Raw genomic sequence first — 13,333 nt, 5'->3', positions numbered from 1 at the left:
GGGTTCCCCCCGTTAAGCGGAACCCCTCGGGTCGCACGTTCCCTCTACCCGAATCGGGAGCTTGGGTATTGTACGGAATCGACATTTAACGCTTTGACCACGTTTGCATTGCCGGGCATTAGGCCCGGAATGGGGAATTTTTTGATGTCCGCGCTGCGCACGCTCGATGCCGAGCGGGCACATAAGGCAGCGATTCGAGCCGCATCGCTATGGGGTGCGGCAGGAACGCCGTTCGCGCCCAAGGCGGTCCCCTCGGACGGAGTGACGATTGCCGGGCTCCATTTCCCCAACCGCGTCGGCCTCGCTGCCGGGCTGGACAAGGATGCCGAAGCGATTGCCGGCCTGTTCGGGCTGGGCTTCGGTGCGGTAGAGGTCGGCACGCTGACGCCGCGCCCGCAGCCGGGCAATCCCAGGCCGCGGCTGTTCCGGCTGGCCGAGGACGAAGCGGTGATCAACCGCATGGGCTTCAACAATGGCGGCATCGACGCCGCGCTGGCGCGCATCGCGCGACTGCGGCGGCGGACCGGCGTGCTGGGCATCAATGTCGGTGCCAACAAGGATTCGACCGACCGGGTGGCCGACTATGCGCTCGGTGCCTCCAAGGCGGCCGCCTATGCCGACTATATCACCATCAATGTCAGTTCGCCGAACACGCCCGGCCTGCGCGATCTTCAGTCGCGGCCCGCGCTCGATGAATTGCTTGCCGCCTGCCATGGCGCACGGGGCGCCACGCCGCTGTTTCTGAAGATCGCGCCCGATCTCGACCGCGCGGGTCTGGAAGGCGCCGTTCGGGCGGCGATCGACAACCATGTCGATGCCCTGATCGTCTCCAACACCACCATTTCCCGCCCGCCGCTGCGCTCCGTCCATGCGAAGGAGGCCGGTGGCCTGTCCGGCGCGCCGCTGGCGGCGCTGGCCCGCGCCAAGCTGGCGGAGGCGCGCGAGGCGACCGGTGGCGCGCTGCCGCTGATTTCGGCAGGCGGCATCGACAGTCCCGACGAAGCGCGGCGCCGGATCGATGCGGGCGCTGCCATGGTCCAGATCTATTCTGCGCTGGTCTATCGCGGTCCCGGCCTCGTTCGCAGCATCGCAAGCGCGCTCGGTTGACCGCCGGGGCTTTGCCCCTTTCGGTAAACGCGGCTAGACTCGCGGCATGAGAAAGCTTTTCGTGCTGCTTCTGCTGCTGTGCCTGCCTTGTTCCGCACTGGCGCAGGGCATGGTGAGTGCGGCCGATCCACGTGCAGCCGCTGCCGGCGTCGAAATCCTGCGCAAGGGGGGCAGCGCCACCGACGCCGCGATTGCCACGATGTTGGCGCTGAACGTCGTCGAGCCGCAAAGCTCCGGCGTGGGGGGCGGCAGCTTCCTGGTCGCCTATGATGCGAAGACGCGCGCGCTGACCAGCATCGACGGGCGTGAAACGGCGCCGGCGGCGGCCGATCCGTACTGGTTCTATGGACCGGACGGCAAGCCGCTCAGCCATTTTGCCGCCGTTCCGGGCGGGCGCAGTGTCGGCGTGCCGGGCGCGCTGCGGGCCGTGGCGCTGGCCCACCGCAAGTCCGGCAAGCTGCCCTGGGCTACGCTTTTCCAGCCGGCGATCCGGCTGGCGCGCGACGGTTTTGTGGTGAGCCCGCGGCTCGCCAATTCGCTTGCCCAGTTCTCGGGGCATACCGACGCCGGCTTCCGCGCCGTCTTCTATGGCAGCGACGGCAAGCCGCTCGCGCAGGGCACCACGGTGCGCAATCCCGATCAGGCTGCGCTGCTCGAACGTATCGCGACGCGGGGGCCGGACAGCTTCTATGTCGGCCCCGAGGCGCAGAAACTGGTCGCCACCGTCAACGGTGCGGCGCGCAATCCGTCGAAGATGACGCCGGGCGACCTCGCCGCCTATGAGGCGAAGGAGCGGCCGGTGCTGTGCGGCCGCTATCGTGGCTATAAAATCTGTTCGATGGGGCCGCCCTCCTCGGGCGGCATCACCGTGCTGATGATCCTGGCGCAGCTCGAACGGTTCGACATGGGCAAGCTGGGCAAGGATTCGCCGGTCGCCTGGCATCTGTTCGCCGAAAGCTCGCGGCTCGCTTATGCCGATCGCGACCTGTACCTGGGCGATCCGGATTTCGTGAAGGTGCCGCTGAAGGGGCTGCTCGATCCCGCCTATATCGCCGGCCGATCGGCGCTGATCGATGCCGGCAAGACCATGGCGAGCGTTACTGCGGGCACGCCGCCCGGCGCACCGCCGCGGGTGCGCGGGCAGGTGCAGGAAGTCGCTGGCACCACCGATCTGGCTGTGGTCGACGCTGCCGGCAATGTCGTCGAAGTGACGACGACGGTGGAAGGGCCATTCGGTTCCGGCCTGTCGATCGACGGCATGATCCTCAACAACCAGCTCACCGATTTCGACATCGTTCCCGAAAAGGACGGCTACCTCGTCGCCAACCGGGTCGAGGGCGGCAAGCGGCCGCGCAGTTCGATGGCGCCGACCATCGTGTTCGGCCCCGACGGCAAGGCGCGGCTGGCCGTGGGCGCGGCCGGTGGGTCGACGATCATTGCCCAGGTTGCGAAGGCGATCATCGGCGTGATCGACTGGAAGCTTTCGGCGCAGGACGCGATCGGCCTCGGCCTGCTCTATGCACCGGGGCCCACTGCGGTCGCGGAGCGCGGCACCCAGCTCGATGCCATGCTGCCGGCGCTGCAGGCGCTGGGCGAGCGCGTCCAGTCGGCGCCGATGGGCCTCAAGGCCAATGCCGTCGAACGTGTCGGCGGACGCTGGACCGGTGCGGCCGATCCGCGGTCTGAAGGCGTTGTGATGGACGTGACGGGCCGCATGACGAAAATTGATCGGGTCGGCGTACAGCCGAGCCGTCCATCGGAATAACAGGCGCGGCGCGGGAGCAACCTGCGCGCGCGAGGGGATGCGGAATGCGCAAGCTTGAACGGTTCGAAAATCTGGTGGCGATGTTCTTCGCCCGTGCCCGGGAAAAGGGCGATGCGCCCTTTCTGTGGCACAAGGCCGGGGGCGCGTGGCGGTCGCTGGGCTGGGCGGAAGCTGCCCGGCAGGTGGCGAGCCTCGCCACCGCACTCACCGCGCTGGGGCTGAAGCGCGGCGACCGGGTGATGCTGGTGTCGGAAAACCGCCCGGAATTCTGCATCAGCGATCTGGCGATCATGGCCGCCGGCTGCGTGACTGTGCCGACCTACACCACCAACACCGAACGCGACCACCAGCATATCCTGGAAAATTCGGGCGCCTGCGCGGTGATCGTGTCCGACACCAAGCTGGCCCGTACGCTGATGCCGGCGGTGCTGCGCTCGTCGAGCGGGCGGATCGTGATTGGTATCGACGATGTGCGGCTGGGGCAGCAGGGCAGCATCGACTATCGCGACTGGCGCGCGCTGATCGCGGCGCACGCCACCGACCCGGAAGCGGCGAATGTCCGCGCCAGCTTCCGGCGCGAGGATCTTGCCTGCATCATCTACACCAGCGGCACCGGCGGCGCCCCGCGCGGGGTGATGCAGCACCACGGTGCCATCCTGCACAATGTCGAGTCGTGCACCGCGCTGATCAGCGAGGATTTCGGCTGGGACGATGAAGTGTTCCTGTCGTTCCTGCCGCTGTCGCACGCCTATGAGCATACCGCCGGCCAGCATTTCCCGATCGGGCTGGGCGCGCAGATCTATTATGCCGAGGGGCTCGAAAAGCTCGCCTCGAATATGGAGGAAGTGCGCCCGACGATCATGGTCGTGGTGCCGCGGCTGTTCGAGGTGCTGCGTACCCGCATCGTCAAACAGGTCGAGAAGCAGGGCAATTTCGCCAACTACCTGCTCGAAAAGGCCGTCGCGATTGGCGGACGCAAAGCAGCGGGCAATGGCCGGATTGCCGACCTGCCGCTCAACCTGCTGCTCGACTCGACGCTACGGCCGAAGCTGGCCAAGCGCTTCGGCGGCCGGATCAAGGCGATGGTGTCGGGTGGCGCGCCGCTCAATCCGGAAGTCGGCATCTTCTTCCAGTCGCTGGGGCTGACCTTCCTGCAAGGCTATGGCCAGACCGAGTCCGCGCCGGTGATTTCGTGCAACCGGCCCAAGGCGGGCCTCAAGATGGATACGGTCGGCCCGCCGCTCGACGGCGTAGAAGTGAAGATCGCCGAGGACGGCGAAATCCTCGTGCGCGGCGAGCTGGTGATGCACGGCTATTGGCGCAACGAGGAAGAGACGGCCCGCGTCCTGAAAAATGGCTGGCTGCACACCGGTGACATCGGCCTGATCGACGAAAAGGGCCGCATCAAGATCACCGATCGCAAGAAGGACATCATCGTCAACGACAAGGGCGAAAATGTCGCGCCGCAAAAGGTGGAGGGCATGCTGACGCTGCAGCCGGAGATCATGCAGGCGATGATCTATGGCGACAAGCGGCCTTATATGACCGCGGTGATCGTTCCCGATCCCGAATGGACGCAGGAATTCTGCGCCCGCACCGCGACGCCGTGCAAGTTTCGTGACCTGTCGCACGACCCCGACTTCAAGGCCGCCGTTGCGGCGGCGGTCGAGCGCGTGAACCGCGAACTTTCGGTGACCGAGCGCGTGCGCAAGTTCATCCTGGCGGACGAACCTTTCTCGATCGAGAATGAACAGCTCACCCCCAGCCTGAAGATCCGCCGCCATGTGCTGAAGCGGGTCTATGCCGAACGGCTCGACGCGCTCTACTGATCGGCGGGCGCAGGGGCACCCCGGCGGTGCCGCTGCGTCTTACAGGAAATAGACGAGCACGCCGGCGACCAGGCCCAGCGCGATCGCGACGAAGAATTCGAACAGGTTGCGCAGCACGCCGCCGCCCTGCTGCCGCCGCTGGAAGGTGGAGCGCGGGGCGGGCTTGGCAAAGGCAATCTCGAGATGGCCCACGATGCCGCCCACCGCCGCCGTAAAGCCCAGTGTGACGAGCGCGCCGAGGATCGTCTGCAGCGCAATCGCGAACGGCAGCAGCACCGCTAGCGGCGCCGCCATCGCCATCGCGGCGAGCAGTTTCGCGAAATCCAGCTCCTCCTTTTCGACCGGCGCCACCTTTAGCAGGTCCGGCGTGTCCTCGGCCGAGGCGGCGAGCCAGGCGAGGCTGGAGACGAGCTGGCCGGCGATCACCACGCTCGTGAAGGCAAGCGTCGGCGCCAGCGGCAGCGAGTCGCCCTTGCGCAGCGCCACCAGCAGGATCGGTGCCAGATAGACGAGTCGCAGCACGATCTGGAACGCGAGCGCCGGATCGCGCAGCAGCAGCCGCCATTCCTTGGCGAAGATCGCGGCGAACAGGCTGCGGTGGAAGGCTCGGACAATCCGGCTTTTCGCCGCGCGGCCCGAGGCCATGCGCATCCCGCCGGCGCGATAGCTCTGGAGAAAGGCATGGCGCATGCCCCAGGTCGCGACGGCGAATAGCAGGATCGCCGCGCCCAGCAACAGCAGCACGGCCAGCGGATCGCCGAACGCGGCCCGGCCGGGAAGGGCGCCCGCTCCATGGCTGGCGAAACCGCCGGCGGCGATCCGGTCGAACAGCAGCTCCAGTGCCGATTTGCTGCCATGCTCGCGCTGGTTGAGGATCTGGGAGGCGAGGAACAGCGCGCCGCCGCTGAGTGCCGCCACGATTTGGCCCACGGTGCGCGCCGCGCGCGGGCCAGCGATGCGCGCCAGCAACAGCGTTACGCCCAGCCCCAGACACGCGGCGGTCAGCGACAAAGCGAGCAGCAGCGCGACGCTGCCCAGCAGTTCGGGATGGCCCAGCAGCGCGATCGGCAGCACCAGCGGCAGCACGAACAGCGAGAAGGTGAGCATCACCCCGCCCGCGATGCCGAGCAGCTTGGCCGACATCACCGCACGCGGATCGAGCGGCGTGGAGAGCAGCAGGTCGAGATCGCCCGAGCCGTACAGCGTGCGCTGGCTCGACAGGATCGACTGGGTGGTCATGAAGGTGAACATCAGGAGGGCCGCGAGCAGTACCACCAGCAGCGCGACCGGATCGGCCACCATCCGTTCGTCGCGCAGGCTGAGGCCGGCAAATATCCCCAGCGCCGTATAGCCGATCAGGATGACGCCGCCGATCGCGCGGCCGGCCAGGTTGCGCGTCGCGGCGCGCATCGACACGCGCATTTCGTGGAGCGTCAGCCAGGCGATGCTGCCCGGCGACAGCCGCTGCATGGCCCAGACGATCATGGCTGGCTCGTCAGGCGGATAAAGGCGTCTTCCAGCGTCATGTCGTCCGATCCGGCCATGGCGCGCAGTTCCTCCAGCGTCCCTTCGGCAAGCAGGCGCCCGCCGGCGATGATGCCGATCCGGTCGGCCAGCCGTTCGGCGACTTCGAGGATATGGGTCGTCACGATCACCGTCTTGCCGGCATCGACGGCCGCGCGCAGCGCATCTTTCACCGCGCGGGCCATCGCGGCATCAAGCCCGGTCAGCGGTTCGTCGAGGATCAGCAATTGCGGATCGTGGATCAGCGCGCCGGCCAGTGCGACCTTCTGCCTCATCCCGCGCGAAAAGCCTTCGCAGCGCGTGTCGCGCACGTCCCACAGTTCCAGCCAGCGCAGCAGCCGCTCCGCCTCGGGCGCAGCGACATCGGGCGGGATACGCCACAGCCCGGCGACGAAGCCCAGATATTCGGCGGGCGTCAGCTTGTCATAGAGCATCGGCTCGTCGGGCAGCCAGGCGGTGATCGCCTTGGCCTCCTGTGGCCGGCGCCGCGCGTCGATGCCGTAGATTTCGATGGCGCCCTTGTCGGGCTCGGTCAGCCCCACCGTCATGCGCAGCGTCGTCGTCTTGCCGGCGCCGTTGGGGCCGAGCAGGGCATAAAGCTGACCGGCCTGCACCGTCAGGTCGAGGCCTGCGATTACCGGTTTGCCAAAGGATTTGTGGAGGTCGCTGATGCGAAGCGCGGGCGTGGTCATCAGGCAGGCAGCCTATCGCGCTTTCGTGTGATGGCAATATCAAACACCGTCGCTTTTGCTATTGGCCGCGCGCTGGATTTTCTACTTCCCATGGAGGCAATCGCATTTGGCCGATGGAACGCCTGACATATTGATTCCCCTCCCTGAAAGGGAGGGGGCAGGGGTGGGTCTTGGTGTCGGGCGGGGCTCGATGCCCCGGCCGGCGCCCTTTTTCGCCGCGTTGCCGCTCGGGCTGGCGCCCTCGCACCCACCCCCAGCCCCTCCCTGCAACGCAGGGAGGGGAGCGCGAGAGTTGAGTGCGATCGTTGGGAGAAAGGTGGAAGGGTGAGGGGGCCGTCTCTGGCTACCATGCGCCCGTTCGGGGTTCCGCTCCCGCCCTTGCTCCGCTAGGGAGGCGCCGATGCCCTGCGCCGATCCTGCCCCAGCCGGTCGCTTCGTCGGCCCCGAGCACCGATTCGCGCTGCGCGTCTATTTCGAAGACACCGATCTGACCGGCATCGTCTACCACGCCAATTATCTGCGCTTCATGGAGCGGGCCCGTTCCGACATGCTCGAATGCGCCGGCATCGACCAGCGCAGCGTGTTCGAGGCGGGGGAAGGTGCCTATGCGGTCAGTGGCCTGGACATCCGGTACCGCAGCCCGGCGAAACTGGGCGATCATCTGCTCGTTATCAGCCGGCTGGTCGGTTTGCGCGCCGCCGGTGTCGTCATTCAGCAAACAGTCATGCGGTACGAAGTCATAGCGGCGGAAGCCCGGGTGGAGGTGGCGTTCGTCGCTCCTTCGGGTCGCCCCAAACGTCAGCCGGCCGCGTGGCTGGCGGCCTTCGAACCGCTGGTGTGCAAGGAGAAGTAAGCCCCCATGCCGTCCGTCAGTACCGACGCCGTCCTGTCGCCGATCCACCTGTTCCTGCAGGCCGACATCGTCGTGAAGCTGGTCATGCTGGGGCTGCTTGCCGCCAGCCTGTGGAGCTGGGCGATCATCATCAGCTTTGCGCTGAAGGCCGGCACGGTCCGCCGGGAAATCCAGAAGTTCGAAACCGAATATCGCGAGGCCGACGATATTGACGGCTTCCATCGCCGCATGGCCGGGCGCGACCAGCCGATCGCGCGGGTGTTTTCGGCTGGCGTCACAGAATGGCGCCGCTCTACCGCCGGCAAGGCGATCGACCGCGAGGGCACGCGCGAACGGCTCGCCACGGCGATGGGCGCGACGATCGCCATGGAGATCGACCGGCTGTCGGACCGGCTGAACTTCCTTGCCACGGTGGGCTCGGTCGCGCCGTTCGTCGGCCTGTTCGGCACCGTCTGGGGCATCATGCGCAGCTTCACTGGTATCGCCCAGGCGCAGAGCTCGTCGCTGGCGGTGGTCGCGCCGGGCATTGCCGAGGCGCTGTTCGCCACCGCGATCGGCCTGTTCGCTGCCATCCCGGCGGTGATCGCCTATAACCGCTTCAGCCATTCGGTGAACCGCATCGAGGCACGCCTCAACCGCTTCGCCGACGGCTTCCACGCCACGCTCAGCCGGCGGCTGGAGATGGAGGGCTAAGCCCATGGGCATGCACCTTCCCTCCAACAAGGGGCGCGGCAAGCGCGCGCCGATGGCCGAAATCAACGTCACGCCGCTGGTTGACGTGATGCTGGTGCTGCTGATCATCTTCATGGTGACGGCGCCGCTGCTGACCGCCGGTGTGCCGGTGAACCTGCCCGAAAGCCGCGCCAAGGCGCTCGACCAGGAACAGAAGCCGGTCCAGATCTCGATCGACGAAAAGGGCCAGGTGTTCCTCGATACCGATCTGGTCAGCGATGCCGAGCTGCCGGCACGGCTTGAGGCGATTGCGGCGAAGAAGGGACCGGACGGCAAGCCGGCTGCGATCTATCTGCGCGGCGACACCGCGCTCGGTTATGGCAAGGTGATGCGGGTGATGGGCGAGCTTAACCGCGCCGGGCTGAACCGCGTGTCGCTGCTCACCGATCCGAGCAACCAGCGCTGATCATGACGCAGGCGATCGACCGTAGCGAAGGCGTCGGACTGGGCATTTCGCTCGTCGTGCACGCCGTCGTGCTCGGCGCCTTGTCGCTGAGTTTCCTCGCCAAGCCCGAAGAGCCGCCCAAGGCGATCCCGATCGACATTTCGCTGGCCGAAGAGGTGGGTGCCGAAAGCACTGCGCCGGTCGTCAGTCATGAGGAGCTGGCGGCGAAGAAGTCGCCGGTTGAAGCGCCGGTCGAGCCCGAGAGCGCACCTGCGCCCGAGCCGCAACCCCAGCCCAAGCCGCAGCCCGCGCCGCCTAAGCCCGCACCCGAGGCGAAGCCGGAACCGAAACCTGCGCCCAAGCCGGAACCCAAACCCGCCCCGGCCGAAAAGCCCCGACCGGTAAAGCCCGCCCATGCCGCGCCTGCCGCGAAGCCCGCGCCGGAAAAGCCGAGCAACGCGCCCTCCGCCAGCACCGGCCGCGGCCATGAACGCCGCCCGGTTCGCCCGACGGGCAACCTGAACGGGCTCGATCTGGGCGTGTCGAACAACAAGACGAACAGCACGGCGACCCATAATCCGGCGGCAAAGGCATCGGCGGCAGAGGTTGCGAGCTTCTATGGCGTGATCCAGCGTCAACTGCTCGTATGCGCCCGCCGACAGGTAAGCCCTGCTGATGAGGCCAAAAGGATCAGTGTGCGGCTCGAACTTCATTTCAATCGCGACGGTTCGTTAGTCGGCGACCCCGTGGTTCGTGGCGTTGCGGGAACCGACTCCAGCAACCAGCGCTACGTAGAGCGGGTCAAGGACATGGGGCGCGCAACAGTAATCGGCTGCACGCCGATACGCGGTTTGCCCGATGCCCTGTATGACGCGGCCAATGGCTGGAAGACGGTCACGATCAACTATAAACCTGTGGACTGAGGAAGGCACGATGAAGCTTCGATACCTCTCGCTTGCGGCGCTGTGCCTCGCAGGTGTCGCGCACGCGCAGACCAGTTCGCCGCCGCCGATCGCGAACAGTCCGGAAGCTGCCGCCCAGGCAGCGCAGACCGGGCAGGCGACGCCAGCGCAGGATCAGAACCAGCCGCCGGTGATCGACGTTTTCGGCGGTACTTCCGCGCCGATGCCGATTGCTATCCCCGCCATGCCGACCGGCGCGGTGCAGGATACGCCGGCCGGCCCCACCGATGTGCTCGGCCAGAAGCTGGCCGATGTCATTACCAACGATCTGCGCGGATCGGGCCTGTTCACGCCGCTCCAGCCCGCGCTGCTGCGCGCGGTGAGCTTCGGCGAAGTGACGGCGCCCGCCTATGACTATTGGGGCGGCACCGGGGCGCAGGCACTGGTGCAGGGCTATGTCCGCGCCAATTCGAACGGCAGCCTGACGGTCGGCTGCTATCTGTACGACGTGCTCGCCAAGACCGAACTGGCGCGCCAGGGCTTTGTCGTCGCACCGGCAGACTGGCGCCGCGCCGCGCACAAATGCGCCGACGCCATCTACACGCGGCTGACCGGCGAAGGCCCCTATTTCGACAGCCAGATCGTCTATATCGCCGAAACCGGCCCCAAGAATCGTCGCCGCAAGCAGCTCGCGATCATGGATCAGGACGGCGCGAACCACCGCTTCCTGACGAACGGCCAGTCGATCGTGCTGACGCCGCGCATGTCGCCGAAGCAGAACGCGATCCTCTATATGAGCTTCGAGCGTGATCGCCCGTCGATCCATGTCTATGACCTGAGCTCGCGCCAGGACCGCGTGCTCGTCTCCAACATCGCGCTCAACTTCGCGCCGCACTGGTCGCCCGATGCGCAGTGGGTGGTCTTCTCGATGGCGCGTGCCGGCAATACCGATATCTACCGCGTGCGCGCGAGCGGCGGCGAGCCGCAGCGGCTGACCAATACTGCCGGCATCAACACCGGCGGCAGCTATTCGCCCGACGGGTCAAAGATCGTGTTCGAGAGCGACCGCAGCGGCACGCAGCAGCTCTATGTGATGAACGCCGACGGCTCGAACCAGCACCGCATCAGCTTCGGCGGCGGTCGCTATGCGGCGCCGGCCTGGAGCCCGCGCGGCGACATGATCGCCTTCACCCATTTCGGCGACGGCATGTTCCGCATCGGCGTGATGACCCCTTCGGGCGACGGCGAAAAGATGCTCACCCGGAGCTGGGGCGACGAAGGCCCGACCTGGTCGCCCAATGGCCGCGTGCTGATGTTCTTCCGTTCGGCCGAAGGGTCCGGACGGCCGGACCTGTGGACGGTCGATCTTACCGGCCGCGCCACCCGCCGGATTCCCACGCCGCTCGACGGTTCGGACCCGAACTGGGGTCCGTTACGGCCATGAACCAAACTGCAATCCGCGCGTAATACCTGCAATATACTGCCCAGCCCTCATTCATTAGGAGGTTTTGAATGTCACGTTTCGCCACTGGCCTGATGCTTGGCGTCGCGCTCGTCGCCACTGCGGCTTGCTCGAAGAAGCCGCCGAAGGAGCTGCCGCCGCCCCCGCAGCCGCAGCCGACCGCCGCCCCGCAGCCTTATGGCAATGGCGAGACCACGCAGGCGACACCGCTGTCCGAACAGTTCCGTCGCGAAGTGACCAGCGACACGATCCATTTCGGCACCGACCAGTATGACATCGATCCGGAAGCGCGTGCGATCCTCGACAGCCAGGCTGCCTGGCTGGTTGCGCACCCGAACGTTCGCATTACCATCGAAGGGCATTGCGACGAGCGCGGCACCCGCGAGTACAACCTCGCGCTGGGCGACCGCCGTGCCAATGCCGCGAAGAACTATCTCGCCGCCAAGGGCGTGTCGGCCGATCGCATGACCACGATCAGCTATGGCAAGGAACGTCCGATCGCGCTGGGTTCGGACGAAGCAAGCTGGGCGAAGAACCGCCGCGCGGTGACGATCGTCCTGAGCTGATCGCCGGGCGTTCGTGTTTTCCAAAGGCCGCCGGGGAGCGATCCCCGGCGGTTTTTTGCTGGCCGCTTGCCTTCCCCTCCGAATCGATATAAATATGATATCATAATTCAGGAGGGAAAGATGAGTGACGTTCGTGGTTCGGCGCCTGCGCTTCAGCAGAGCCGCGAAATCGCCGCGCAGACCTTGAGCGGCTATGGCATGCTGGCGATCGCGCTGGTTGCGCTGGCGGCCGGGGCGGCGGCGTTCACCCAGATCGAACAGCTCCCCGATGCTGCCGTGGTGACATGGATCCTGGCCGCGACGCTGGTGTTCCTGTTCGCCATTTCGGGCTTTTATCTGCTCCAGCCGAACCAGGCCGCCGCCGTGCTGCTGTTCGGCGATTATCGCGGGACCGACCGCACCACCGGCCTGCGCTGGGCCTGGCCGTGGCTGATCAAGAAGAAGGTGTCGGTGCGCGCCAACAACATGATCTCGGACAAGATCAAGGTGAACGACCTGCGCGGCAACCCGATCGAGATGGCGGCGCAAGTGGTTTGGCGCGTGACCGACACCGCACAGGCGCTGTTCGACGTCGATGATTACAAGGCGTTCGTGAATGTGCAGATCGAAGCCGCAGTCCGCACCATCGGCTCGCGCTACCCCTATGACGATTTCGAGCATCAGGAAGTCACGCTGCGGGGCAATCACGATCAGGTCGGCGCCGAACTGCGCACCGAACTGATCGCGCGGCTGGCGGTCGCGGGCATCACCGTCGACGAATGCGGCTTCACGCACCTTGCCTATGCGCAGGAAATCGCCGGGGCGATGCTGCGGCGGCAACAGGCGCAGGCAGTGGTCGCCGCGCGCAAGACGCTGGTCGAAGGCGCGGTGGGGATGGTCGAAATGGCGCTCGAGCAGCTATCGGCGAAGAATGTCGTCGAACTGGATGACGAACGGCGCGCGGCGATGGTCAGCAACCTGATGGTGGTGCTGTGCGGCGAGCGCGATACCCAGCCGGTCGTCAATGCAGGCTCGCTCTATCAGTAAGGCAGGTTGGTGAGCGTTCCCCCGCAGAAAAAGGCATTTCCCCTCCGTCTCGATCCCGCGCTCTACGCGGCGATCGAGCGGAGCGCCGCGACCGACCTGCGCAGCGTCAACGCGCAGGTCGAATGCCTGCTGCGCGAGGCGCTGGCGCGGCGCGGGGTGAAGCTGGCGGACCCGGTGCGCGCAAAGCGCGGGCGGCCGCCGAAGACTTTGGAAGGAGATGCGGAATGACCCGCGACACGGACTCCGGGGTGCGCCCCGGCTATTGGTTCAAGCCCAAAAGCTTCGGCTATGGCGCCACGCCGGTGACTTGGCAGGGGTGGCTGGCAATGTTGTTGTTCATCGCGGCCACCCTGGGCGTGGTCCGGCTGGCGATGCCGGCGCATCCCGCCTTCATGGCGCTGCTGGTTCCGCTGACGGTCGGCTTCGTGTGGCTGAGCAGGGTCAAGACCGACGGCGACTGGGGCTGGCGGAACGGCTGAGCCGCGCCGAT

The 13,333-nt window shown here is 66.6% G+C and carries 14 protein-coding genes; 12 read left to right on the top strand and 2 right to left on the bottom strand.

Annotation, left to right across the window (positions count from 1 at the left end; genetic code table 11):
- Nucleotides 1-144: 144 nt before the first annotated feature.
- From ACT53M_RS05250 to ACT53M_RS05240, 3 genes are read left to right on the top strand one after another with little or no spacing between them, the layout of a single operon-like run.
- Nucleotides 145-1,107: a quinone-dependent dihydroorotate dehydrogenase gene (locus ACT53M_RS05250; RefSeq protein WP_476231952.1), complete on the top strand. Its 963-nt coding sequence runs from the start codon at nt 145-147 to the stop codon at nt 1,105-1,107.
- 46 nt (nt 1,108-1,153) lie between these two features.
- Nucleotides 1,154-2,872 (top strand): gamma-glutamyltransferase, encoded by a 1,719-nt coding sequence (gene ggt / locus ACT53M_RS05245; protein WP_476231951.1) that lies wholly within the window; start codon nt 1,154-1,156, stop codon nt 2,870-2,872.
- Nucleotides 2,873-2,916: 44 nt separating this feature from the next.
- Nucleotides 2,917-4,701, top strand: coding sequence for an AMP-dependent synthetase/ligase (locus ACT53M_RS05240; protein ID WP_476231950.1), 1,785 nt, complete (start codon nt 2,917-2,919; stop codon nt 4,699-4,701).
- A gap of 39 nt (nt 4,702-4,740) precedes the next feature.
- Here the strand turns inward: ACT53M_RS05240 and ACT53M_RS05235 are convergent, their stop codons facing one another.
- The gene (locus tag ACT53M_RS05235; RefSeq protein ID WP_476231949.1) at nt 4,741-6,186 is read right to left on the bottom strand and encodes a hypothetical protein; all 1,446 of its coding nucleotides are present in this window, start codon (nt 6,184-6,186) and stop codon (nt 4,741-4,743) included.
- Nucleotides 6,183-6,917, bottom strand: coding sequence for an ABC transporter ATP-binding protein (locus ACT53M_RS05230; RefSeq protein ID WP_476231948.1), 735 nt, complete (start codon nt 6,915-6,917; stop codon nt 6,183-6,185). Before ACT53M_RS05230 ends, ACT53M_RS05235 begins: the two co-directional genes overlap by 4 nt.
- Before the next feature lie 400 nt (nt 6,918-7,317).
- On the opposite strand from ACT53M_RS05230, the gene ACT53M_RS05225 reads away from it, so the two are divergent.
- The 9 genes from ACT53M_RS05225 to ACT53M_RS05185 all read left to right on the top strand — a co-directional run bounded on the left by ACT53M_RS05225 (nt 7,318) and on the right by ACT53M_RS05185 (nt 13,322).
- A complete protein-coding gene (locus ACT53M_RS05225) occupies nt 7,318-7,770 on the top strand; it encodes a YbgC/FadM family acyl-CoA thioesterase (protein ID WP_476231947.1) in 453 nt (150 codons plus the stop codon).
- Between the two features lie 6 nt (nt 7,771-7,776).
- Complete coding sequence (gene tolQ / locus ACT53M_RS05220; protein ID WP_476226547.1) at nt 7,777-8,463, top strand: protein TolQ; 687 nt, start codon at nt 7,777-7,779, stop codon at nt 8,461-8,463.
- A 4-nt stretch (nt 8,464-8,467) separates the two neighbouring features.
- Nucleotides 8,468-8,908 (top strand): protein TolR, encoded by a 441-nt coding sequence (tolR, locus tag ACT53M_RS05215; protein WP_476226548.1) that lies wholly within the window; start codon nt 8,468-8,470, stop codon nt 8,906-8,908.
- Nucleotides 8,909-8,910: 2 nt separating this feature from the next.
- Complete coding sequence (locus tag ACT53M_RS05210; protein ID WP_476231946.1) at nt 8,911-9,810, top strand: cell envelope biogenesis protein TolA; 900 nt, start codon at nt 8,911-8,913, stop codon at nt 9,808-9,810.
- Between the two features lie 10 nt (nt 9,811-9,820).
- A complete protein-coding gene (gene tolB, locus ACT53M_RS05205) occupies nt 9,821-11,233 on the top strand; it encodes a Tol-Pal system beta propeller repeat protein TolB (protein WP_476231945.1) in 1,413 nt (470 codons plus the stop codon).
- A 68-nt stretch (nt 11,234-11,301) separates the two neighbouring features.
- Nucleotides 11,302-11,817, top strand: a complete 516-nt coding sequence (gene pal / locus ACT53M_RS05200; RefSeq protein WP_476231943.1) for a peptidoglycan-associated lipoprotein Pal — start codon at nt 11,302-11,304, stop codon at nt 11,815-11,817.
- 120 nt (nt 11,818-11,937) lie between these two features.
- On the top strand, nt 11,938-12,843 hold the full coding sequence (locus ACT53M_RS05195; RefSeq protein ID WP_476231942.1) for an SPFH domain-containing protein: 906 nt from the start codon (nt 11,938-11,940) through the stop codon (nt 12,841-12,843).
- A gap of 9 nt (nt 12,844-12,852) precedes the next feature.
- A complete protein-coding gene (locus ACT53M_RS05190) occupies nt 12,853-13,071 on the top strand; it encodes a type II toxin-antitoxin system antitoxin (RefSeq protein WP_476231940.1) in 219 nt (72 codons plus the stop codon).
- Nucleotides 13,068-13,322, top strand: coding sequence for a hypothetical protein (locus ACT53M_RS05185; RefSeq protein ID WP_476231939.1), 255 nt, complete (start codon nt 13,068-13,070; stop codon nt 13,320-13,322). Before ACT53M_RS05190 ends, ACT53M_RS05185 begins: the two co-directional genes overlap by 4 nt.
- The last annotated feature ends 11 nt before the right edge of the window (nt 13,323-13,333 follow it).

The organism is Sphingomonas sp. DMC6, from assembly GCF_056314225.1.
Note: the sequence above shows the minus strand (reverse complement) of the source record. Positions and strands in the feature narration are given on the sequence as shown.